Consider the following 23,149-nt stretch of genomic DNA (forward strand, 5'->3'; position numbering starts at 1 on the left):
AGCACTATCATCACCGGGTGGCGAGTGGGGCGACGCGACGGGACCTCGCGGAGATGCTGGCGGAGTTCGCTCGCCAGACGGTGGCCGCCGAAATGCCGGTGCTGGAGTCACATGGGCTGTCGATGTGGGGTTACGTCGTGCTCACCGCCCTGGACCGCTCACCGATCCGCACCCAGACGGCGCTCGCCGAGGCCATCGGCGCCGACAAGACCCGGATCATCGCCACTCTCGACGAGCTGCAGCACCGCGGTTACATCGAACGGATGCCTGACCCCGACGACCGGCGCGCACGCCTGCTCGCGATCACCGCATCGGGTCGCACGGTCAAAGACACGGTGCAAGCCGAGATTCAACGCGGTGAGGAACGCTGGCTCGGACCGCTGACGGCCGACGAGCGCGACGTGTTCCTGCGGGTGCTGAACCAACTCAGCCGTCGCGGTGCCGATTAGGCTGCTGGACTGTGTATGACGGCCGGCTCGATTCTGATGCGCTCGCCCGCACGGCGGCGCAGTTCATTGCCGATCACATCGGCTTCGCCGAACACGACGTCGCAATCGTGCTGGGGTCCGGCTGGGCGCCGGCCGTCGCTGCGCTCGGCCGGCCGATCGCGACCGTGCCGATGGCCGCGGTGCCGGGCTTCACCTCGCCGTCGGCCGCCGGCCACACCGGCCAGGTGTTGTCGGTGGACATCGGGCGCCACCGGGCGCTGGTGCTGGCTGGACGCGTGCACGCCTACGAGGGCCTGGATCTGTCGCATGTCGTGCACCCCGTGCGCACCGCCTGCGCGGCCGGCGCCCGCATCGTCGTGCTGACCAACGCCGCCGGCGCCGTGCGTGAGACGTTCGCCGTTGGGCAGCCCGTGCTGATCAGCGACCACCTCAACCTGACCGCGCGGTCACCGCTGGTCGGGGCCCAGTTCGTCGACATGGTCGACGCCTACTCCCCCCGGTTGCGGGAGCTGGCCCGCCAGGTCGACCCGGGTCTGGCCGAAGGCGTGTACGCCGGACTACCCGGACCGCACTTCGAGACGCCCGCCGAGATCCGGATGTTGCGGACGCTGGGCGCCGACCTGGTGGGCATGTCGACCGTGCATGAGACCGTCGCGGCACGGGCCGCCGGCGCGGAGGTGCTCGGCGTCTCGCTGGTCACCAACATGGGGGCCGGAATCACCGGCGAACCACTCAGCCATGTCGAGGTGCTCGAGACCGGAGTCGCGTCGGCCGCCCGGATGGGCGCACTACTGGCCAACGTGGTGGCACGGCTGTAGCGGCGCCACGAGCGCCCCGGCGATGAGGAGGAGCGGCGCCATTAACCCGCAGGACTGGATCGCGCACGACCCCGACCCGCTGACCGCCGCCGAACTCGCCGCCTGCGACGAGGCGGACCTGGCGGCGCGTTTCGCCCGCCCGTTGTCATTCGGCACCGCGGGACTACGCGGTCCGCTGCGCGGCGGCCCGGACGGGATGAACCTCGCGGTGGTGTTGCGCGCCAGCTGGGCGGTGGCGGCGGTGCTCACCGACCGCGGGCTGGCCGGCGGAGGCGTGATCGTGGGCCGCGACGCACGACACGGATCGGCGACCTTCGCCACCGCGACCGCTGAAGTGCTTGCCGCTCAGGGATTTTCGGTGACGCTACTGCCCGATCCGGCACCGACGCCTGTCCTCGCGTACGCGGTGCGGCGAACCGGGGCGGCGGCCGGCATCCAGATCACCGCGTCGCACAATCCGCCCGCCGACAACGGGTACAAGGTGTACCTGGACGGCGGTATCCAGATCGTCACCCCTACCGATCGCGATATCGAAAATGCCATCGCCGCAGCGCCTTTCGCCGACCAGATCGACAGGTCGCCCGTCGAGCCCGCCGGCGCCGAGCTGGTCGAGCACTACATCGAGCGCGCATCGCAGGTGCGCCGCTCGACCTCGGGCCCGGTCCGGGTGGCCCTGACTCCCCTGCACGGGGTGGGCGGCGAGGTGGCAGTGGAAACCCTGCGGCGCGCCGGCTTCGGCGACGTGCACACCGTCGCCGGTCAATTCGCTCCCGACCCGGACTTTCCTACCGTCGGCTTCCCCAACCCGGAAGAACCGGGGGCGACCGACGCGCTGCTGACCCTGGCCGCCGACACCGATGCCGACGTCGCGATCGCACTCGATCCCGATGCCGATCGCTGCGCGGTCGGCATCCCGACGCCGGGCGGTTGGCGAATGCTTTCCGGCGACGAAACCGGCTGGCTGCTCGGCGATTACATCCTGTCGCGGATCGAGACCGCCGGCAGCGTGGTGGCCAGCACCGTGGTGTCCTCACGAATGCTGGCGGCGATCGCCGCGCACCGGGGCGCCCGGCACGTCGAAACCCTGACCGGTTTCAAGTGGCTGGCCCGCGCCGACGACGGTATACCGGGCAGCACCTTGGTATACGCCTACGAGGAGGCCATCGGCCATTGCGTCGACCCGGCGGCGGTCCGTGACAAGGACGGGATCAGCGCCGCGGTGTTGGTGTGCGATCTGGTGGCCACGCTCAAGAGTGAGCGGCGCTCGGTGCTCGATGCACTCGATGACCTGGCGCACCGCTTCGGGGTGCATGCCGGCGCGGCGGTGACGCGTCCGGTCGCCGACGCCGAGGAAGCCACCGCGTTGATGCGCCGGCTGCGGTCCGCGCCACCCGCCGAGGTCGCCGGATTCGCCTCGACCACAACAGATCTGCTGCAGAGTGGCGGAGCGCTGCGGACGGATGCGCTGATCTTCACCGGCGCCGCCGCCGACACGACGGTCCGGGTCGTGGTGCGCCCCTCGGGCACCGAGCCCAAGGTCAAGTTCTACATCGAGGTTCGCTCGGCCGAGCGTCGCCGCGCCACCGCGTTGTGCGATCGGCTGACCGCGGACGTTCGGGCCTGGTGAGCCGCCGCCGCCTAGCGCGGTCCGAACTGGCGGTCGCCGGCGTCGCCGAGGCCCGGCACGATGTAGGCGTCACCGTCGAGGCCGTCGTCGACGGCCGCGGTGAACAGTCGCGCCTGCGGCGCCGCCTTGCCCAGTGCGGCAACACCTTCCGGTGCCGTCACCACACACACCACGGTGATGTCGTCGGCGCCGCGGGCCTGCAGCAGGCCGACGGCATGCGTCATCGAGCCACCGGTGGCCAGCATCGGATCGAGCACGATCACCGGACGGCCAGCCAGGTCGTCGGGTAGTGATTCCAGATACGGCGTGGGCCTTGCGGTTTCCTCGTCACGGGCGACACCGATGAATCCCACCGCGGCTTCCGGGAGCAGCGCATGCGCCCGGTCGACCATGCCCAGCCCGGCCCGTAATACCGCCACCAACAGTGGCGGCGCGGCAAGGCGCGTACCGATGGTCCGCGCCAACGGGGTTCGCAGGGCGACCTTCTCGCGCGGCAGGTCGCGCGTCGCCTCGTAGACCAGCATGAGCGCCAACTCGCTCAGCGCGGTTCGAAACGCCGCGCTGTCGGTCTTCTCGTCGCGCAACGTGGTCAGCCGCACCGCGGCCAACGGATGATCAACGACGTGGACGTCCACGCGAAGTGAGCCTAGACCCCCGCGAATCAGGCGCCGAAGGAGTTGAAGAGGTCGAAGCCGTACCCGACGAGGTCGATCAACGGCTGTGCGGAGATCAGTGGCGAGCCGTCGAAAAGCACGTCCGGAGCCAGCGACGGGATAGTCGCCGACAGCGCGGTCAACTCGGCGAGGAATGCCACATCGAGCTGGTTGGTGAAGTCATAACCCGACAGCAGCGAATCGATGACCGATTGCGACAATTCCGGCTGGCCGAGCGCCGTGAGAATGTCGTTGGTCGGCCCGATAATCGTCTGCGCCGCAGCGTATTGCACGCCCGCCAGCATCTGTAACGGATCCATCTTGAGGAAGAACCCGGCGACACCGGACTCCATCAGTTGACCGTAGGCGTCGACTTGCCAGGGGCCGATCGCGTCCGTGCCGTTGACCCCGACGAAGGGGTCGCCCGGATTGCCGTAGGCCCAGTTGTTCATCAGCGTTGCGTACGGGCTGAAGCTGTCGTAGAAGAAGCGCCCGACGGGCCCACCGTCGTACATGAACGCCAGCGTCGGCAGCGGCGCGGGGATTGCGTAGAAGTTCGTGTCGTCGATCTGGCCGAGATCGATGATGTTGTTGACGTCGAGGTTCACGTCGGCGGTCGGATCCGGGTAGTACGGGTGGACGGTCTGGATGCCGATCAGTGCGTTCGTGACGGCGAACAGGTTGCTGACGTCAGACGGGAAGTTGTTCCAGCCGTCGTACTGGCCGATGTAGACATCGGTGTCGATGCCGCTCGTCGGGGTCGGGTCGAGGTCCAGCGGGATGTTCAGGAATGGAAGGTGCGTGCCGTCGGCGAACTGAAAGCGGTCCAGAATTCCGCTGACCACGTTGTTGGGGTCGCCGAGCAGCGTGACGTGCAGGTTGTCCAGGTCGACGCCCTCGGGGGTGTTGTTGATCAGGTCGTTCATGAACACGGTGGCGACGGTGGCGCTCTGCGAGTAGCCCAGAATCGCGACGTTGTCGCCGTCCTGCAGCGCCGGGATGACGACGTCGTTGAGGTTGGCGACGCCCGCGTTCACCGACTCACCGAAGGTCAGGTCCGGCTGGGTGGGATTGCAGATGATCGGGCAGAACTGCTCGGGGGTTTCCAGGCCCTGGAAGGTATATCCCGCGAGTCCGCCGAGGTAGAGCGACTGGACGCTGCTCAAATAGTCCGAATCGGGAATCGGGTTCCCGGTGCCACCCATGATCCAGCCGATGTTGTCCACCAGCCCGACCTCGGCGATCAGCGACCGCACCCCGGACTGGAACGCCGGCGTCAGAGTCAGCGTGGTGGCGCAGGCAGCTGCCGCGAAAGCAGCCCCGAACGCACGGGTCCGCGCAACGGTCATCGAAGTCCTCCCTGCCCGCGGGTGGCACCCCCGACCCTGCGACGTGGCTGATCGTATGGCCTCGAGATCCCGCTCGACGGCAAATTTATAAAAATTTCTCAGGAACGTGGGGAACGACACCGCCGCGCGCGTCCCCGGACGCCCTCCCGACCGCTCCTATACTCCGGCCATGCAACGCCGACCGGGCCGCCGTGCGAGCCGGAATCCGGTGGTCAGCCTGTTCGGAGTCGTGACCGTCGCGACGGCGCTGATGTCGCTGTCCACCGCTGTTCAACACCCGTTTGATACACCGTTCGACACCCGGGCGGCGGCGGTTCCGACACTCGCGCACGTCGTCATCGTCGTCGAGGAGAACCGGTCGCAGTCCAACATCATCGGCAACAAGGCGGCGCCGTTCATCAACCAGTTGGCGGCGGGCGGCGCGATGATGGCGCAATCCTTCGCCGAAGTGCACCCCAGCGAACCCAATTACTACGCACTTTTTGCCGGCGACACCTTGGTCAAGGACAACCTCTGTCCGGTCAACGCGGGCAACACGCCCAACCTCGGCTCCCAGCTACTCGGCGCCGGGTACACCTTCGTCGGCTTCGCCGAGGACCTGCCCGCGCCCGGCTCGGCGGACTGCCGGGCCGGCAAGTACGCCCGCAAGCATGTGCCGTGGGCGAGCTTCGCCAATATCCCGAGTGCACGGTCGCTGCCGTTCTCGGCGTTTCCAGGCCCGGCGAACTACGCCAGCCTGCCGACCGTCTCGATGGTGATCCCGAACCTCGACAACGACATGCATGACGGCTCGATCGCTCAGGGCGACCAGTGGCTGTACCAGAATCTGTCGCAGTACGCGTTGTGGGCGCGGGCCAACCGAAGCCTGCTGATCCTGACCTGGGACGAGGACGACAACAGCTCCCGCAACCAGATCCCCACCGTGTTCTACGGGGCGGGCATCCGGCCGGGCAGCTACGACGAGCCGATCAGCCACTTCAACGTGCTGTCCACGATCGAGCAGATGTACGGCCTGCCCAAGCTCGGCCTTGCGGCCAGGGCGCCGGCGATCACCGACATCTGGGGTGCCTGACCCCGATCCGCGGGGGCGCGTCGCTATTGTGAGCCGCATGGCTGCTGACCTCGTGCCTATCCGCTTGAGCCTGACCGACGGCGACCGCTACACGGTGTGGGCGCCTCGCTGGCGTGACGCCGGTGACGAGTGGGAGGCGTTCCTGGGCAAGGACGAAGACCTCTACACCTTCGAGTCGGCCGCCGACCTCGTCGCGTTCGTGCGGACCAACTCCGACCACGACCTCGTCGACCACCCCGCGTGGCAGACGCTGACCGAGGCGAACGCCCACAAGCTCGAGCCTGCCGAGGACCGGCAGTTCGACTTGATCGCGGTCGAGGATCTGGTGTCGGACAAGCCGACCGCCGAGTCGGTCGCGACGCTGGCCAACGCGTTGACGATCGTCTCGTCGATCGGGTCCGTCTGCGAGCTGCCCGCGGTGATGAAATTCTTCAACGGCAACCCGACACTGGGCTCGCTGAGCGGCGGCATCGACCACTTCACCGGTAAGGCCGGGCTCAAGCGCTGGCATGTCATCGCCGACGTCGTCGGTCGTGGCTGGGACGACGTGCTCAGCGCTGTCGACGGGATCGTCAGCATCCCCGACGTGGACAGCGCGGTATCGGACGCCGCCGCGGCCGAGTTGGCCGAGCCGTTCGAAGAAGACGAGCCCGCAGTCGAGCCGGAGACCACCGAGGAGTCCGAGCCCGACACGGCGATCGCCGTGGATCCGGCAACCGCCCGCGCGGCCGGCGACGGGGTGGTGCTCGGCGGCGACGAGGACTTCTGGGCGAAGGTCGGCATCGATCCGATCCGGATCATGACCGGCACCAGCACCTTTTACACATTGCGGTGCTACTTCGATGATCGCCCGATCTTCTTGGGCCGCAACGGACGAATCAGCGTGTTCACGTCCGAGCGCGCGCTGGCCCGCTACCTGGCCGACGAGCACGACCACGACCTGTCCGACCTGAGCACCTACGACGACATCCGCACCGCCGCCACGGACGGTTCGCTGCACGTCGACATCACCGACGACAACGTCTACGTGCTCAGTGGACTGGCCGACGATTTCGCCGGCGGCCCGGAGGAGGTCGACCACGAGCAGCTCGACCTCGCGGTTGAATTCCTGCGCGACCTCGGCGAGTACTCCGAGGACCCCACCGTCGAAAAGGCGCTCGACGCCGACGAGCCGCTGGGCAGGCTGGTCGGCTACATCCTCGAACCCGACTCGACGAGCGAGCCGACTCCCCCGTACGCCGATGCGGTGGCGGCGTGGGAGGACCTGGTGCAATTCGTCGAGTCGCGGCTGCGGCGCGAATAGCGCCGCAAGCCTGCGACGACTGGTGTGCGAGAGTCGCGGCTGCGGCGCGAATAGCGCCGCAAGCCTGCGACGACTGGTGTGCGAGAGTCGCGGCTGCGGCGCGAGTAGCGGCTGCGGCTAGCGGCTGCGGCTAGCGGCTGCGGCGCGAGCAGCGGCTCAGGATCCGGGGAAGTTCACGTCCTTGGTCACGGCCTTCCATTCCTCGATCGACGCCGACGTCGCGGCGATCTTGTCGCGCATCGCCTTGAGGACATCGCGGCCCAACAGCAGCCGTAGCGGCGGGTCGTCGAGCCCGGTCACCATCAGCACCGCCTCGGCGACCTTCTTCGGATCGCCGGGCAGGTGGTCGGCGAACTGTTTGATGAGGTCTTTGCGGGCCGCCACGTCGGTGTAATCCGCGATGGGAGTGGCTGATTCCTTCATCGAGCGGGTTGCCCAGTCGGTGCGGAATGCGCCCGGCTCGATGGCGGTGACCTTGATGCCCAGCGGCCGAACCTCGGTCGCCAGCGCCTCGGTCACCGCCTCGAGGGCGAACTTGGTCGACGAGTAGTACGCATTCGGCGGGTTGGCCACCAGTCCCGTCATCGACGAGATGTTCACGATGTGGCCCGAACCCCGCGCCCGCATGGCCGGCAACACCGCCTTGATCATGTTCACCGCACCGAAGTAGTTGACGTCGAACAGCTTTCGGACCTCGTCGTCCTCACCTTCTTCGACCGCAGCCAGGTAGCCGTGCCCGGCATTGTTGACCAGTACGTCGACACCGCCGAACGTCGTCTCGGCCGCCGACACCGCATCGGCGATCTGGCCGGTGTCGGTGACATCGAGCGCGACGGCCAGTGCGCGGTCACCGAATTCGTCGGCGAAATCCTGCACCGCGGCGGACCGGCGCGCGGTCACCACGGCGCTGTGGCCGGCCGCCAAGACCGCGTGGGCGATCTCGCGACCGAAGCCGGTGGAGCATCCGGTGATCAGCCAGCGTGACATGTCAGGCCGTCCCTTCCGGTAGCCGCCGCAGATACGCCGCACGCCGCTCGGCGAGCTCGGCCCTGCGTTGCTCGGGCGTCACCCGAGGCAGGTCCGGCACTTCGGTGTCGAGCCGGTCCAGCTTGACCACCCTGCCGTGAGCGCCGAGGTCTTCCCGGGGACCGGCCTCGCCGAACTCGGCCATCCGCAGCGTCAGGATGGCTTCGGGTAGACCGTCGGAGTCGATCCAGTTGACCACTCCGGGATCGCTCGGCGCGATGACGTAGGTGTAGCTGCCGTCGCCGTTGGCGACCGATTGGGCCTTGTTCAGACTGCCGGTGCGGTCGACGATGTCCAGCGTGGTGCCCCAGATGTTGCTCAGCGGCACGGTGAAATATCCGGCGCCACCGTCATGTACGTCGACGACGAACGCCTCGTCCGGCGCGAGCTCGAAGCGGCCCATGACGTAAACCTGATTGCGCATCGCGCCGACCTTGTCGGCCGACCAAGCGAGGTTGAAGTGGTTGGGCGGCATCTTGTACACGCCGTGGCTGAGCTTGCCGGTGAAATTGGCGAAGTAGTCCATCATCGCCGCCGTCGCCTCGGCCTGCTCGTCCGACGTCCGCGCCGGCGTCCCGGGTGACCCGCCGAGGCGTTGCACCTCAAAGTGATTGGGATCGTCGCGGCCCCAGTCCAACAGCACGTCGCGGATGTAGAACTCGTGCGCCGACGGGGTGCTCTGCACATGGTTGGGCCGGCCGTTGGCGGCGTCCGAGTCGACCGTGATGGTGAAGCTGCCATCGGAATCCACCTGCATGGTGCGACCATTCAGCACATCCACGGTTCCCATGTGGGCATCCCAGAGCGTGAAGTAATTCTCCGTCATCCGGTGCTCACCGACGCGGCCGTGGATCTCGTAGCGCTCGTCCCCCGATATCGGGATCACCCGGTACACGCTGTCGGGATTGTCGATGCCCCAACGGGATCCGGGAATTCGTCGGCCGTCCACGGGATGGGCCAGCCGCGTGATGCAGCTGACCTTGGGCCGTAACTTGTCCTGGTTGGACGACCAGATCGCCGCCGAGAACATCACCTCGGCGAACGCGTCCTCGAAGCGTTCCCGCATGGCCGGCGACGCTTTCGCCCGTCCCAGCCAGGTCTCGGCCACCGACTCGTACGCGGCTTTGACGACGGGGTGCTCGATCAGTTCGAGCGCCGCCAATTCCTGTTCGTGCTGAGCCGCCGTCGCGACGGGGTCCGATGCCATGACTCTCCTCATTTCCCGACGTACTGGTCAAAACGCTTGTTGTATTGGGTGAACCGTTCGTCAACCTGCTCGCGGCGCAGGCCGTAATCCTCCAGGCCGTACGGCGGGCGCGCCGCTTCGCGCGGCCGTTCTTCGAGCCAACGCCGCATCGCCGCCTCGGCCTCGACGGCAAGCGGCAGTCCGATGGCGTCGTAGACCCGGGCCACCTGGCCGATCGGGTCGGCTACCGCGTCCTCGAAGGCGATGTCGGTGACCCGCTCCGGCTCTGCGCCGGTTTCGCTTGCCCAGGCGTCCCGGGTCGCCATCGCTCGGTCGTTCGTCCAGCCCATCCGCTGCAACCACTGCGCGCCGACCCGGTCGACATCGACGGTGTCGGCATGCATCGCGTGCAGCGTCGCATTCAGGCTGGCCCCCGACGCGATCGTGGCACACGGGTCGCGATGCATGTGCACGACGTGCAGGTCGCCGAACTGGGCCCGCAACTGGTCGAGATAGCCGAGATGGGCCGGCGATTTGAGTACCCAGCGCCGGGCCAGCACCCCGGTCTGCCGCTTCTGCCACTGCAGGAACTGCAGCATGCGGTGCAGGTAGGTGTAGGCGGGCCCGAAATCCTGTGCGTCCAGCCAGGATCGGTAGTTCGGCAAGTGCGCGCCGGATTCCGGGACATGCGACAAGAACGCATCGGCCAGGAAGACGATCTCCTCTTCGGCCTCCCGCGCATACATCGGATGGATGGCGAACAAGTCGGGCGCCAACTCGCGGGACTTCGCCTCGCGTCCTTCGCTCACTGCGATCCTTGGATCGCTGACACCGGGAACGACGAACGGGTAGTCCAGTTTGGGCGCCGCTTCGACGACTTCCCAGCCGTAAGCGCAGTGGAAACGCGGATCGGCGGCCAATAGCCGTTGCAACAGCGTGGTTCCGCTGCGCATCATCCCCACCACGACGACCGGCGCGACCACGCGCTCCGCGAGGATCTCCGGGTGTCGACGGATCCACTCCTGGGCGCGCAGTCGCATCCGAAGGCTGTGCACGATGCCGGCGCGCAGGATGAGCACTCCGATGGCGTTGAGGTCGGCCGTCGCATAGTCGGCCAGCAAGGCCTCCAGCGGGCGCTCGAATTCGCCTGGCCCCCAGTCACTCAGCGATTCCTTGCGCTGCGCGTCGGCAAGGACGGCCGCCAGATCGAATGGTTCCACGCGATCAGAACTTCAGATGGTGGCTGACATCGCCGAGCTGGTCGACGAACATGATCCGGCTGTCGAACCACCAGACGCCGTCCAGCCGGTGGAAGGTGTCTTTGTAGTGGCCGGTCACGATCACCTGCAACGGCAGGTCGGGCGTGGCCTGCGTGACGCAGTAGTAGGACCTGCTGCGGGCGGCGCCCTGCGTCTCGTCGATGTCGAGTTGAACGTTGCTCGTCTGGTGCCTGGTCTTAGGGGTGCCGTCCTCGTAAATCCGGGTGGCCATGTCGTACATCCGCCGGACACCCTCGGCTCCTTCGAACACCGTCTCCGGCGGCCCGTTCTCGACTCCGCAGATGCGACCGTGCGCGAACAGCCCTGCCACGCCGTCCAAGTCACCGGCATCGAGGAGCTCGGCATAGTGGTAGATCAGATTGGTGATTTCCCGCCCGCTGTCACTCACGTCGCTGGGCGCCCACGTCGGACCACCCTGAAATCCTGGCAGAACCGATCCGAGTCGCAGGCGTTTTGGGCCGAATCGAGCGGTACGTTTCCACCCATGGGTGAACTGGACAACTCCGTTGCGGTCATCACGGGTGCCGCCCGCGGCCAGGGGCGCAGCCACGCCGTCGCCCTGGCCGAGCAGGGGGCCGACATCATCGCCGTCGACATCTGCGCCGATGTCGAGACGATTCCCTACCCGCTGGCCACCACAGCCGATCTCGACACCACCGCCGAGCTGGTCCGGGCCACCGGGCGCAGAGCGGTGCCCGTGATCGCCGACGTCCGCGATCTCTCCGCGCTGGAGGCCGGCGTGCAGACGGGCATCAACGAGGTCGGTGAGATCGACATCGTCATCGCCAACGCGGGGGTCGTGGCCATCGGCGACACCCAGACGAGTGCCGAACCGCTCTTCGACACGATCGTCGACACCAACCTCAAAGGCGTGTGGCACACGTTGGTGGCGACGGTGCCCTCGATCGTCCGCCGGGGCACGGGCGGGTCGATCGTTCTGGTCAGCTCGTCGCAAGGCCTGGTGGGCCGTGGCGGTGACGGCAGCACCGCGATGTTCGCCTACGCCGCCTCCAAGCACGGCGTGGTGGGCCTGATGCGTTCAGCCGCAAACGCTTACGCGCCGCACAAGATTCGGGTCAACTCCGTACACCCCAGCGGTGTCGCGACGCCGATGATCCTCAACGACTTCGTGATCAACCGGATGATGGCGAACCCCAATCCGGCCGTCTCGCAGATGCTGCTGCCCGATGTGCCACTCGTCGAGCCGCAGGATGTCACCGACGCGGTGCTGTGGCTGGTCAGCCCGAGAGCGCGCTATGTGACGGGGGTGGCGGTTCCGGTCGATGCCGGCCACGTCGTCATGTAGCCGGGCTAGCCGACGAGCACCGCGTAACGCGGTTTGATCACCTCGTCGATGAGGGCCAGCCGCTCGTCGAACGGGATGAACGCCGACTTCATCGCGTTGACCGTGAACCGCAGCAGATCGCTCCACCCGTAATCGAAAGCGTCGACGAGCAGCGCCATTTCGCGCGTCATTGTCGTGTCACTCATCAGCCGGTTGTCGGTGTTGACGGTGACCCGGAACCGGGTCCGCGCCAGCAGCGCGAACGGATGCTCGGCGATGCTGGCGACCGCCCCGGTCTGCACGTTGGAGCTAGGACACATCTCGAGCGGAATCCGCTTGTCCCGCAGGATCGATGCGAGCCTGCCGAGTCGGACCTCGCCGTCGTCCGCGACGTCGATGTCGTCGACGATCCGCACGCCGTGGCCCAACCGGTCGGCACCGCAGAACGCGATCGCCTCCTGGATGGACGGCAGTCCGAACGCCTCACCCGCATGAATGGTGAAGCGTGCGTTGTTGTTTCGCATGTATTCGAAGGCGTCGAGGTGTCGGGTCGGAGGATAACCGGCCTCGGCGCCCGCAATGTCGAATCCGACCACACCTTTGTCGCGGAATCGGATCGCCAGCTCGGCGATCTCGCGGGACAACGCGGCATGCCGCATCGCGGTCACCAGGCAGCGCACCACGATCGGACGCCCGGCTGCGGCTGCTGCTTTCTCCCCGTCGGCGAAACCGGACAGCACCGCATCGACCACCTCGTCGAACGAGAGACCCCGGTTGATGTGCAGCTCGGGAGCGAACCGCACCTCGGCGTAGACCACCGCGTCGGCTGCCAGGTCTTCCACGCATTCGACCGCCACCCGGTGCAGCGACTCCGGCGTCTGCATCACCGCGACCGTGTGCGAGAACGGTTCGAGGTAGCGCTCCAGCGACCCACTGTGCGACGCGGTGCGAAACCACTGCGCCAGCTCGTCGATGTCGGTGGTGGGCAACTCGTCGTAGCCGATCTGACCGGCGATGTCGAGCACGGTCGACGGGCGGAGGCCACCGTCGAGATGATCGTGCAACAGCGCCTTCGGCGCTTGCTTGATCGTCTCGGCATTCAGCGGCGTCGTCATGGCGTGATCCGATCGATGATCAGCGGGCGACCGACCGGGGACGTGTCGCCGACGGTGTAGCCCGCGTCCAACTCGGCCATCGCGCTCGGAAAGCGGTCCGGCGTATCGGTGTAGAGGGTGAACAACGTGTCGCCGGCCGACACCGGACTGCCCGGGCGGCGGTGGATCTGGATACCGGCACCGGCCTGGACCTGTTCGCCCGGGCGGGATCGGCCCGCGCCGAGCCGCCAGACTGCGAGCCCCACTGCCATTGCGTCGATGTCACCCATTGTGCCGTTCCGGTTCGTGGTGACGGTTTCGGAGTACTTACCAACCGGCAACGGTACGGACAAGTCGCCGCCCTGCGCCGCGATCAGCGCGCGAAACCGGTCCATCGCCGTCCCGTCCCGCAGCGTCTGCTCCGGATCGCGGCGGTCGATGCCGGCCAGTTCGAGCATCTCGCGGGCCAGTCCGACGGTGAGGCCCACCACGTCGGGCGGCCCGCCACCGGCCAACACCTCCAGCGACTCGGCGACCTCGAGCGCATTACCGACGGCCGCACCGAGCGGCCGGTTCATGTCGGTCAGCACCGCGCAGGTCGGCAGCCCGTGTTCGGCCCCCAGCGCCACCATGGTCTCGGCGAGTTCACGACATCGCGATTCCGAGCGCATCAACGCCCCGGACCCGACCTTGACGTCCAGCACCAGAGCGCCGGTTCCCTCGGCGATCTTCTTGCTCATCACCGAGCTGGCGATCAACGGGAGCGACTCGACGGTGGCGGTGATGTCGCGCAGCGCATAGAGTTTCGCGTCGGCGGGTGCCAGCTGCCCGGCCGCGAAGATTGCCGCTCCGACATCGCAGAGTTGTTGGCGCACTTGTTGATACGTGATCGATCCAGAGAAGCCTGCGATCGACTCCAGCTTGTCGAGGGTGCCCCCGGTGTGCCCCAGACCGCGACCGGACGCCTGCGGCACCACCCCGCCGCACGCCGCGATCACCGCGACCAGCGGGAGTGTGATCTTGTCGCCCACCCCTCCGGTGGAGTGTTTGTCGACGGTGCGCACCGGCTGGCCGTCCCGTCGGAGGTCGCTGAAGTCGAACCGCTCGCCGGACCCCACCATGGCCGCGGTCCAGCGCGCGATTTCGCCGTAGTCCATGCCGCGCAGGAACACCGCCATCAGCAGCGCCGACATCTGCTCGTCGGCCACCTGCCCCCGGGTGTAGGCGTCGATGACCCAGTCGATCGCGGCATCGGACAACCGTTCTCCGTCGCGCTTGGTTCGGATCACCGTCGGCGCATCGAAAGTCATCGGCGCGGCCCCTCGATCCCGGCCGAGCCGGCATCGTCGTCGCCGGCGAACATCACGTGTGCCGCCCGTAGGCGACAAGGTCCTGCGGGCCAAAGGCTTCCGGCAACAGGTCTCCTAGTCGCCGCGGCGCGTCGGGATGGTCGATCAGCAGATCCGGTCCGCCGTGCTCCAGCAACACCTGCCGGCACCGGCCGCACGGCATCAGCGTCGCTCCCCTGCCGTCGACGCAGGCCAGCGCGACCAATTCGCCGCCACCGCTGGAGTGCAGAGCGCACACCACCGCGCACTCCGCGCAGAGACCCAGGCCATATGAGACATTCTCCACATTGCAACCGGTGACGATCCGGCCGTCGTCCACCAGCGCGGCAGCGCCCACCGGGAAGCCGGAGTACGGCGCGTATGCGCCGCCAGCTGCTTCAATCGCCCTGTCGCGCAGCAGCTTCCACTCGATAGCGTCAACCACGGCGGCAGCTTCGCACGTCATTGCCATGCATCGGAGAACTCCGTCCTCTGTTGGCTAATTCACATGGTCACTCTAGATTCCCGGCGAGCGTCAATGGCGGAAGCAGCGAAGCGGTTCATCGACGAGTGCAAAAAGGTCTAGATTCGCGAATGCAACAGGTCCCCGTGATCGCGCCGGGCACGGCGGGTCGCAAGCGACAGGCTCTACCAGGAGGCGCTGATGACGACGACGTCCGCGAATCCAGACGGCTCGCCACTACGGCGTCTGCGCCGCACCTTCTATCGCGGCGATCCCGGAATGTGGTCCTGGGTACTGCATCGGATCACCGGTGCCACCATCTTCTTCTTCCTGTTCATCCACGTTCTCGACACCGCGCTGGTCCGGATCAGCCCGCAGGCCTACGACGAAGTCATCTCGACCTACAAAACACCGCTGGTCGGCCTGATGGAACTCGGCCTGGTCGCGGCGGTGCTCTTCCACGCGCTCAACGGCATCCGGGTGATCCTGATCGACTTCTGGGGACAGGGCCCCCGCTACCAACGGCAGATGCTGTGGACGATCGCCGTCGTCTGGTTACTGGTGGTGGTGCCCGCCGCGGTGGTCGTCGCCATCCACATGATCGGGCATTTCCGATGAGCTCACCGGACCTCCAACTCGGGCGGGGCCAGATCGCTCCGGTTCGGCAACGCAGCCATGACCGCCCGGCGAGCTTGGACAACCCGCGGGCACCGCGCCGGCGCGGCGGGATGCCGAACTTCGAGAAATACGCCTGGCTGTTCATGCGGTTCTCCGGCATCGTGCTGGTTTTCCTGGCGCTCGGACATCTGTTCGTGATGTTGATGTGGGAGGACGGCGTCTACCGCATCGACTTCAATTATGTTGCGCAGCGGTGGCATTCGCCGTTCTGGCAGACGTGGGACCTGTTGCTGCTCTGGTTGGCGCAGTTGCACGGCGGCAACGGGTTGCGAACCATCATCGACGACTACAGCCGCAAGGACTCCACCCGCTTCTGGCTGAACAGCCTGCTGGTGCTGTCGATGGCATTCACCTTGGTGCTCGGGACCTATGTGCTGCTGACGTTCGACCCGAACATCTCGGGTTAGGAGGCGAGGGTGGCAGTGATCAGCGAACACCGATACGACGTGGTGATCGTCGGCGCCGGCGGCGCCGGTATGCGGGCCGCCGTGGAGGCCGGACCCCGCGTCCGCACAGCGGTTTTGACCAAGCTCTACCCGACGCGCAGCCACACCGGCGCGGCCCAGGGCGGTATGTGCGCGGCGCTGGCCAACGTCGAGGACGACAACTGGGAATGGCACACCTTCGACACCGTCAAGGGTGGGGACTATCTGGCCGACCAGGACGCCGTCGAGGTGATGTGCAAGGAAGCCATCGACGCGGTGCTCGACCTGGAGAAGATGGGGATGCCCTTCAACCGCACCCCCGAAGGCCGCATCGACCAGCGCCGCTTCGGCGGACACACCCGCGACCACGGCAAAGCGCCGGTGCGCCGATCCTGTTACGCCGCAGACCGAACCGGCCACATGATCCTGCAGACGCTCTACCAGAACTGCGTCAAGCACGACGTCGAGTTCTACAACGAGTTCTACGCCCTCGATCTGGTGCTCACCGACACCCCGAAGGGCCCGGTGGCCACCGGGGTCGTCGCCTACGAACTGGCCACCGGTGACGTCCACGTCTTCCACGCCAAGGCCGTCGTGCTGGCCACCGGCGGCTCGGGCCGGATGTACAAGACCACCTCGAACGCGCACACCCTGACCGGCGACGGTATCGGCATCGTGTTCCGCAAGGGACTTCCGTTGGAGGACATGGAGTTCCACCAGTTCCACCCGACGGGTCTGGCCGGGCTGGGCATCTTGATCTCCGAGGCCGTGCGCGGCGAGGGCGGCCGGTTGCTCAACGGTGAGGGCGAGCGCTTCATGGAGCGCTACGCGCCGACCATCGTCGACCTCGCGCCCCGCGACATCGTCGCCCGCTCGATGGTCCGTGAAGTGCTGGAGGGTCGCGGCGCCGGCCCGCACAAGGACTATGTGTACATCGACGTGCGCCATCTCGGCGCGGAGGTGCTGGCCGCCAAGCTGCCTGACATCACCGAATTCGCCCGCACCTATCTGGGGGTGGATCCGGTCACGGAGTTGGTCCCGGTCTATCCGACCTGTCACTACGTGATGGGCGGAATCCCGACCACCATCACCGGGCAGGTGTTGCGGGACAACACCAATACCGTGCCCGGCCTGTACGCGGCAGGCGAATGCGCGTGCGTGTCGGTGCACGGCGCCAACCGGCTCGGCACCAATTCGCTGCTGGACATCAACGTCTTCGGTCGGCGCGCCGGCATCGCCGCCGCCGCCTACGCGAAGGGCCACGACTTCGTCGAGATGCCGCCGGACCCGGCGACGATGGTGGTCAGCTGGGTCGGCGACATCCTGTCCGAGCACGGCAACGAGCGGGTCGCCGACCTGCGCGGCGCGCTGCAGCAGACGATGGACAACAACGCCGCGGTGTTCCGCACCGAGGAGACGCTGAAGCAGGCGCTGACCGATATTCACGCACTCAAGGAGCGCTACTCTCGGATCTCGGTGCAGGACAAGGGTAAACGCTTCAACAGCGATCTGCTGGAGGCCATCGAGCTCGGCTTCCTGCTGGAACTGGCCGAGGTGACGGTGGTCGGGGCGTTGAACCGCAAGGAGTCTCGCGGCGGCCACGCCCGCGAGGACTATCCCAACCGTGACGACGTCAACTACATGCGCCACACCATGGCCTACAAGGAAATCGGGGCCGACAAGCAGCGCACCGATCTGCTCAGCGACATCCGGCTGGACTTCAAGCCGGTGGTGCAGACCCGTTACGAACCCAAGGAGCGGAAGTACTGATGAGCGCGGACGTGCAGGACGCCCCGGTGACCCCTCCCTTGCCGCCTGTGCCGGAGGACGCCGTCATGGTGACGCTGAAGATCGCCCGGTTCAATCCGGAGAACCCGGAGCAGTACGCCGATTCCGGTGGCTGGCAGAGCTTTCGGGTGCCCTGCCTGCCGACCGACCGGGTGCTCAACCTGCTGATCTATGTCAAGGGTTACCTGGACGGCTCGCTGACCTTCCGGCGTTCCTGCGCGCACGGCGTGTGCGGCTCCGACGCGGTGCGGATCAACGGCCACAACCGGCTCGCCTGCAAGATGCTGATGCGCGATCTGCTGCCCAAGAAGCCGAAGAAAGACGTGACGATCACGATCGAGCCGATCCGCGGCCTGCCGGTGGAGAAAGACCTGATCGTCGACATGGAGCCGTTCTTCGACGCCTACCGCGCGGTGAAGCCGTACCTGATCACCAGCGGCAATCCCCCGACCCGGGAGCGGATCCAGAGCCCGACCGACCGCGCCCGCTACGACGACACCACCAAGTGCATCCTGTGCGCGGCGTGCACCACCAGCTGCCCGGTGTTCTGGAACGAAGGCAGCTACTTCGGCCCCGCGGCCATCGTCAACGCCCACCGGTTCATCTTCGACAGCCGCGACGAGGCCGCCGCCGAACGGCTCGACATCCTCAACGAGGTCGACGGTGTCTGGCGCTGCCGCACCACGTTCAACTGCACCGACGCCTGCCCGCGGGGCATCGAGGTCACCAAGGCGATCCAAGAGGTCAAACGCGCACTGATGTTCTCCCGCTGAGTCGAAGCGGGCGGCTGTCACACATCCGTGGGCTGCCTCGTCTGATCTGCATGACACAAAAGACACGCATCGACCCCCTGCCTCCCACGCGGGCCAGCCGGCTGGTCCGCACGATGTACCGCTACGCGAAGCGACGCTTCGGTGAAGTACCCGAGCCGTTGGCGGTGGTGGCACACCACCCGCGACTGCTGGTTGCCAACGCCGTGCACGAGGCCCTGCTGCAGTCCGGTTCACGCCGGCTGCCGGCCAACGTGCGTGAGCTGGCGGTGTTCTGGACCGCACGCGCGATCGGCTGCTCGTGGTGTGTGGACTTCGGCTCGATGCTGCAGCGCCTCGACGGGTTGGACATCGACCGCCTCCGCGAGATCGACAATTACGCCACCTCAGCGCTTTTCACCGAGGACGAGCGAGCAGCGATCGCCTATGCCGACGCGATGACCACCGATCCCCACACCGTCACCGACGAGCAGGTGGCCGACCTGCAGGCCCGCTTCGGCGACGACGGGGTGATCGAGCTGACCTATCAGATCGGCGTCGAAAACATGCGTGCCCGAATGAATTCCGCGCTCGGCATCACCGAGCAGGGCTTCAGCTCCGGGGACTCGTGCCGCGTTCCCTGGGCGGATTCCACAACGGCGAACCGGTGAACTTGTCCGGGTTCGCGATGTCCCACATCGCGCTGACCTTCCCGTCGCGCACCGTCATGGCCGTGATCCGCGGCATCATCGGCTGGTGGTCGTCGTCACCGGGCGATCCCGCGGTGTACGCGCCGAGCTCGCCGTTGATCAGCGCCAGTTGGCTCGACGTCATGAAGGCCGGCCCGTAGCGCCGGGCGAGCCCGAACAGGAACCGGGCGACCTTCTCCGGCCCGTGGATGACGCGGGCCGCCGTGGGTGCCGCGCGGTTGGAGTCGCCGGTGAACGTCACCCCCGGATGCAGCAGGGCGACCGTGGCGGCCATGTCCCCGGAGACGATCGCCGCCATCAACTTGCCCACCACCTCGTCGTGGGCCGGGTCGGGGCTCGGCGGCGGCTCGGCGGTCACGGCACGGCGGGCCCGCGACGCCAGCTGGCGGGCGGCCGCCTCGCTGGTCCCCAGCACACCAGCGACCTCGGTGAACGGCACCGCGAAGCCGTCGTGCAAGACGAAGGCGACCCGCTGATCGGGCGACAGACGTTCCAGCACCACCATCGCCGCGAACCGGGCATCCTCATGGGCGACCACCACCGACAGCGGGTCGTCGCCGTCGAATCCGGTCACCACCGGTTCCGGCAACCATTGGCCCACATAGCTTTCCCGCCGGTGCGCGGCCGAGCGCAACCGGTCCAGCCCGAGTCGGCTGACCACCGTCGTCAACCAGGCTCGCAGGTCGTCGATCTCGCCGGCATAGGCGTTCCAGCGCAGCCACGCCTCCTGCACGATGTCCTCGGCATCGGCCACCGTGCCCGTCAGCCGGTAACCGACCGACATCAGATGCGGCCGCAGCGACTCGAATTCGGTGACCTGCTCGTCAGAGGCCATCTCGCGAGCGTATCTTGAGGCCGTGCACGTCTTGTCCGTCAACGTGGCCCGGCTCAGCACAAATCCCGATCCGCGCGCGCAGTCCAACGTGACGGGCATCGACAAACGTCCCGTCACCGAGCCGGTCCTGGTCCGGCCGCCCGGAGAGTCGCAGGGCGATGCCAGCGGTCTGGTCGGCGACCACATCGGAAATCCGAAGCTCCACGGCAAACCCGACCAAGCCGTCTACGCCTACGCTCGCGAAGATCTGGACCGGTGGGAAGACCAGCTCGGCGTCACCCTCGACAACGGCATGTTCGGCGAGAACCTCACTACCGTCGGGGTGGACCTGACCCAGACCCGGATCGGTGAACGATGGCGGATCGGCGGCAGCACGCTGCTGCTCGAAGTCTCCGCGCCACGCACACCGTGCCGGACGTTCGCGGCCTTTCTCGACCGGCCGCGCTGGATCAAGACATTCACCGACGCCGGACTGCCGGGTGCCTATTTCCGGGTCCTCGCCTCGGGCGAGGTGCGCGCGGGTGACGGCATCACAGTCGAGTACCGCCCCGACCACGACGTCACCATCGGGCTGGCGTTCACCGCCCGGATGAAAGATCCCGGTCTGGCTCCCGCGCTGTTGCCGGCCGAGGCGCTGTCAGCCGAGCTGAAAAGCTTCGTCCACCAACGTGTTACATGACTGATCATCTCTGGCTGCACTTCGCCAAGCACGGTCCCGGCGTCACACCGCCGGTCATCACCCGCGGCGAGGGCGTGACGATCTTCGACGACGCCGGCAAGAGTTACCTCGACGGACTGTCGGGCCTGTTCACGGTCCAGGTCGGTCACGGACGCGCCGAGCTTGCGCAGGCCGCCGCCCGGCAAGCCGAGACGCTGGCGTTCTTCCCGCTGTGGGGATACGCCACTCCCACCGCGATCGAGCTGTCCGAACGGCTCGCGAGCCGCGCCCCCGGCGACCTGAACCGGGTGTTCTTCACCAGCGGTGGTACCGAGGCGGTCGAGACCGCATGGAAAGTCGCCAAGCAATACTTCAAGCTGACCGGCAAACCCGGTAAGCACAAGGTCATTTCGCGGGCAGTCGCCTACCACGGCACCACACAGGGGGCGTTGGCGATCACCGGCCTGCCGAAGTACAAGGCGCCGTTCGAGCCGGTGACGCCCGGCGGTTTCCGGGTGCCCAACACCAACTTCTACCGCGCGCCCGAACCGTTCGACACTGACATCAAGGCGTTCGGGCGATGGGCGGCCGACCGCGTCGCCGAAGCCATCGAATTCGAGGGGCCCGACACCGTCGCCGCGGTATTCCTGGAACCGGTGCAGAACGCCGGCGGTTCGATCCCACCGCCGCCCGGGTATTTCGAACGGGTCCGCGAAATCTGCGACGACTACGACGTGCTGCTGGTCTCCGACGAGGTGATCTGTGCTTTCGGCCGAATCGGATCGACGTTCGCCTGCAACGACTTCGGCTACGTGCCGGACATGATCACCTGCGCCAAAGGGATGACGTCGGGCTACTCCCCACTGGGTGCGATGATCGCCAGTGACCGGGTATTCGAGCCGTTCAACGACGGCGAGACGATGTTCCCGCACGGCTACACCTTTGGCGGCCACCCGGTCTCCACGGCGGTCGCGCTGGCCAACCTCGACATCTTCGAACGCGAAGGCCTCAACGATCGCGTCACACAGCAGTCCCCGGCGCTGCGCGCCACCCTGGAAAAGCTCTACGACCTCCCGATCGTCGGCGACGTCCGCGGTGAGGGGTACTTCTTCGGCATCGAGTTGGTGAAAGACAAAGCCACCAAGCAGGTTTTCGACGCCGACGAAAAACGCGCGTTGCTGAGCCGGGTGTCGGCCGGGTTGTTCGAATCCGGGCTGTATTGCCGCACTGACGATCGCGGCGACGCCGTGATCCAACTGGCACCGCCGCTGATCAGCGGTCAAGCCGAGTTCGACACCATCGAAGCGATCGTGCGCGGTGTGCTGACCGAGGAGCTGAACCAGTTTGGCTAAGCCGCGCATCGACCCGATCCGCTGGCAACCACCTGGGTCACGGCTGCTCCCCGAACCCGATTTCACTGCGGCACTGCACATCGTCGAGGTGCCGGGCACCGCCGCCGAGGATGTCGTCGCCGACGCCGCCGGCAACATCTGGACCGGCGTGGAGGATGGCCGCATCGTCAAGGTCAGCCCCGACGGCGTCGCCGTCCAGGTGGTTGCCGACACCGGTGGACGGCCGCTGGGACTGGCGGTCGCCCGCGACGGCCGGCTGCTGATCTGCGACAGCCACCGCGGTCTGTTACGTCTCGACCCGGAAACCGGTGAGATCGAGACGCTGGTCGCCGACATCGACGGGCGCCCGCTGACCTTCTGCTCCAACGTCGTCGAATCATCAGACGGCACAATATTTTTCACCGATTCGACCAGCCGCTTCTACTACGAGTACTACAAAGGCTCGGTCATCGAGGGACGCCCGACCGGCGCGCTGTTCAAGCGCGACCCGGACGGGACCGTCACCGAGTTGGCCGGCGGGCTGTATTTCGCCAACGGCGTGACGCTGACCGCCGACGAGTCGGCTGTGGTCTTCGCCGAGAGCGCCGGTTGCCGGCTGTCGAAGTACTGGCTGGCCGGCGAGCGGGCCGGCACCATCACGCCGTTGGTCACCGACCTACCCGGTTATCCCGACAACATCTCGACGGGTCTGGACGGCCGGATCTGGGTCGCGCTGGTCTCGGAACGCAACGCGCTCAACGAATGGCTCGGCCCGCGGGCCCCGGTCATCCGCAGCGTGATGTGGCGGCTGCTGCCCTACCACTGGCTGCCCAACCCGAAGGCGACGGTGTGGGTGGCCGCCTTCGACCCCGACGACGGTCGGGTGGTGGCTCAGGCCCACACCCAGCATCCCGACTTCGGACTGGTCACCGGACTGGTCGAAGTACCCGGACGGTTGTGGCTCGGCCGCATCGCCGGACCCGGTATCGGGTACCTCGAATTGCAACATCCGTAACACCAGTAACAGCGCGGCTCCCTCGAA

At 67.1% G+C, this 23,149-nt stretch carries 23 protein-coding genes and 1 pseudogene; 14 read left to right on the forward strand and 10 right to left on the reverse strand.

Translation table 11 applies throughout. The features are described from left to right. Positions 1–53 precede the first annotated feature (53 nt). From ACZYW1_RS05835 to ACZYW1_RS05845, 3 genes are read left to right on the forward strand one after another with little or no spacing between them, the layout of a single operon-like run. A complete protein-coding gene (locus ACZYW1_RS05835) occupies positions 54–449 on the forward strand; it encodes a MarR family winged helix-turn-helix transcriptional regulator (protein WP_463787704.1) in 396 nt (131 codons plus the stop codon). Between the two features lie 11 nt (positions 450–460). Then, entirely contained in the window at positions 461–1,267 is an 807-nt protein-coding gene (locus ACZYW1_RS05840; RefSeq protein WP_463784041.1) for a purine-nucleoside phosphorylase, read from the forward strand. 40 nt (positions 1,268–1,307) lie between these two features. Further along, a complete protein-coding gene (locus ACZYW1_RS05845) occupies positions 1,308–2,894 on the forward strand; it encodes a phospho-sugar mutase (protein WP_463787705.1) in 1,587 nt (528 codons plus the stop codon). 11 nt (positions 2,895–2,905) lie between these two features. On the opposite strand, the gene upp is transcribed toward ACZYW1_RS05845, so the two are convergent. Continuing rightward, the gene (gene upp / locus ACZYW1_RS05850; RefSeq protein WP_463784043.1) at positions 2,906–3,529 is read right to left on the reverse strand and encodes a uracil phosphoribosyltransferase; all 624 of its coding nucleotides are present in this window, start codon (positions 3,527–3,529) and stop codon (positions 2,906–2,908) included. A 26-nt stretch (positions 3,530–3,555) separates the two neighbouring features. After that, complete coding sequence (locus ACZYW1_RS05855) at positions 3,556–4,896, reverse strand: PE-PPE domain-containing protein (protein WP_463784045.1); 1,341 nt, start codon at positions 4,894–4,896, stop codon at positions 3,556–3,558. Positions 4,897–5,146: 250 nt separating this feature from the next. Between ACZYW1_RS05855 and ACZYW1_RS05860 the strand changes: the two genes are divergently transcribed. Beyond that, positions 5,147–5,968 carry an alkaline phosphatase family protein gene (locus tag ACZYW1_RS05860; RefSeq protein ID WP_463787706.1) on the forward strand — a complete coding sequence of 274 codons (822 nt, stop codon included), beginning with the start codon at positions 5,147–5,149 and terminating at the stop codon, positions 5,966–5,968. 37 nt (positions 5,969–6,005) lie between these two features. After that, positions 6,006–7,271, forward strand: coding sequence for a protein export chaperone SatS (gene satS, locus ACZYW1_RS05865; protein WP_463784046.1), 1,266 nt, complete (start codon positions 6,006–6,008; stop codon positions 7,269–7,271). Positions 7,272–7,427: 156 nt separating this feature from the next. Here satS and ACZYW1_RS05870 read toward each other — a convergent pair whose 3' ends face one another. Genes ACZYW1_RS05870 through ACZYW1_RS05885 form a run of 4 tightly spaced genes read right to left on the reverse strand, consistent with a single transcriptional unit; the run spans position 7,428 to position 11,151 of the window. Next, on the reverse strand, positions 7,428–8,258 hold the full coding sequence (locus tag ACZYW1_RS05870) for an oxidoreductase (protein WP_463784048.1): 831 nt from the start codon (positions 8,256–8,258) through the stop codon (positions 7,428–7,430). A gap of 1 nt (position 8,259) precedes the next feature. After that, positions 8,260–9,504 (reverse strand): hypothetical protein, encoded by a 1,245-nt coding sequence (locus ACZYW1_RS05875; RefSeq protein WP_463784049.1) that lies wholly within the window; start codon positions 9,502–9,504, stop codon positions 8,260–8,262. Positions 9,505–9,512: 8 nt separating this feature from the next. Beyond that, positions 9,513–10,703 carry a sulfotransferase family protein gene (locus ACZYW1_RS05880; protein WP_463784052.1) on the reverse strand — a complete coding sequence of 397 codons (1,191 nt, stop codon included), beginning with the start codon at positions 10,701–10,703 and terminating at the stop codon, positions 9,513–9,515. A 4-nt stretch (positions 10,704–10,707) separates the two neighbouring features. Beyond that, positions 10,708–11,151, reverse strand: coding sequence for a nuclear transport factor 2 family protein (locus ACZYW1_RS05885; protein WP_463784054.1), 444 nt, complete (start codon positions 11,149–11,151; stop codon positions 10,708–10,710). A gap of 96 nt (positions 11,152–11,247) precedes the next feature. On the opposite strand from ACZYW1_RS05885, the gene ACZYW1_RS05890 reads away from it, so the two are divergent. Further along, positions 11,248–12,069, forward strand: coding sequence for a mycofactocin-coupled SDR family oxidoreductase (locus ACZYW1_RS05890; protein WP_463784055.1), 822 nt, complete (start codon positions 11,248–11,250; stop codon positions 12,067–12,069). 5 nt (positions 12,070–12,074) lie between these two features. On the opposite strand, the gene ACZYW1_RS05895 is transcribed toward ACZYW1_RS05890, so the two are convergent. Genes ACZYW1_RS05895 through ACZYW1_RS05905 form a run of 3 tightly spaced genes read right to left on the reverse strand, consistent with a single transcriptional unit; the run spans position 12,075 to position 14,903 of the window. Beyond that, complete coding sequence (locus ACZYW1_RS05895) at positions 12,075–13,163, reverse strand: adenosine deaminase (protein ID WP_463784057.1); 1,089 nt, start codon at positions 13,161–13,163, stop codon at positions 12,075–12,077. Continuing rightward, positions 13,160–14,452, reverse strand: a complete 1,293-nt coding sequence (locus ACZYW1_RS05900; protein WP_463784058.1) for a thymidine phosphorylase — start codon at positions 14,450–14,452, stop codon at positions 13,160–13,162. The genes ACZYW1_RS05895 and ACZYW1_RS05900 overlap by 4 nt, the downstream gene beginning before the upstream one ends. Positions 14,453–14,504: 52 nt before the next feature. Then, complete coding sequence (locus ACZYW1_RS05905) at positions 14,505–14,903, reverse strand: cytidine deaminase (protein ID WP_463787707.1); 399 nt, start codon at positions 14,901–14,903, stop codon at positions 14,505–14,507. Positions 14,904–15,212: 309 nt separating this feature from the next. Between ACZYW1_RS05905 and sdhC the strand changes: the two genes are divergently transcribed. The 5 genes and pseudogenes from sdhC to ACZYW1_RS05930 form a co-directional block, all read left to right on the forward strand. Continuing rightward, on the forward strand, positions 15,213–15,551 hold the full coding sequence (gene sdhC, locus ACZYW1_RS05910; protein WP_463787708.1) for a succinate dehydrogenase, cytochrome b556 subunit: 339 nt from the start codon (positions 15,213–15,215) through the stop codon (positions 15,549–15,551). After that, positions 15,548–16,018: a succinate dehydrogenase hydrophobic membrane anchor subunit gene (locus ACZYW1_RS05915; protein WP_463784061.1), complete on the forward strand. Its 471-nt coding sequence runs from the start codon at positions 15,548–15,550 to the stop codon at positions 16,016–16,018. The genes sdhC and ACZYW1_RS05915 overlap by 4 nt, the downstream gene beginning before the upstream one ends. Positions 16,019–16,033: 15 nt before the next feature. Beyond that, a complete protein-coding gene (sdhA, locus tag ACZYW1_RS05920; protein ID WP_463787709.1) occupies positions 16,034–17,806 on the forward strand; it encodes a succinate dehydrogenase flavoprotein subunit in 1,773 nt (590 codons plus the stop codon). Next, a complete protein-coding gene (locus ACZYW1_RS05925; protein WP_463784063.1) occupies positions 17,806–18,597 on the forward strand; it encodes a succinate dehydrogenase iron-sulfur subunit in 792 nt (263 codons plus the stop codon). The genes sdhA and ACZYW1_RS05925 overlap by 1 nt, the downstream gene beginning before the upstream one ends. A 2-nt stretch (positions 18,598–18,599) precedes the next feature. After that, positions 18,600–19,244 (forward strand): annotated as a pseudogene (locus tag ACZYW1_RS05930) (carboxymuconolactone decarboxylase family protein); the annotation flags it as partial. Here the strand turns inward: ACZYW1_RS05930 and ACZYW1_RS05935 are convergent. Next, a complete protein-coding gene (locus tag ACZYW1_RS05935; RefSeq protein WP_463784065.1) occupies positions 19,186–20,118 on the reverse strand; it encodes a sigma-70 family RNA polymerase sigma factor in 933 nt (310 codons plus the stop codon). The pseudogene ACZYW1_RS05930 and the gene ACZYW1_RS05935 sit on opposite strands and share 59 nt — an antisense overlap. 22 nt (positions 20,119–20,140) lie before the next feature. Between ACZYW1_RS05935 and ACZYW1_RS05940 the strand changes: the two genes are divergently transcribed. The 3 genes from ACZYW1_RS05940 to ACZYW1_RS05950 are packed head-to-tail and all read left to right on the forward strand — an operon-like array spanning position 20,141 to position 23,122. Further along, positions 20,141–20,797, forward strand: coding sequence for an MOSC domain-containing protein (locus tag ACZYW1_RS05940; protein ID WP_463784067.1), 657 nt, complete (start codon positions 20,141–20,143; stop codon positions 20,795–20,797). Continuing rightward, complete coding sequence (locus tag ACZYW1_RS05945) at positions 20,794–22,128, forward strand: aspartate aminotransferase family protein (protein WP_463784068.1); 1,335 nt, start codon at positions 20,794–20,796, stop codon at positions 22,126–22,128. Before ACZYW1_RS05940 ends, ACZYW1_RS05945 begins: the two co-directional genes overlap by 4 nt. Next, a complete protein-coding gene (locus ACZYW1_RS05950) occupies positions 22,121–23,122 on the forward strand; it encodes an SMP-30/gluconolactonase/LRE family protein (RefSeq protein WP_463784070.1) in 1,002 nt (333 codons plus the stop codon). The genes ACZYW1_RS05945 and ACZYW1_RS05950 overlap by 8 nt, the downstream gene beginning before the upstream one ends. Positions 23,123–23,149 lie beyond the last annotated feature (27 nt).

This window comes from Mycobacterium sp. IDUB_36 (genome assembly GCF_055419225.1).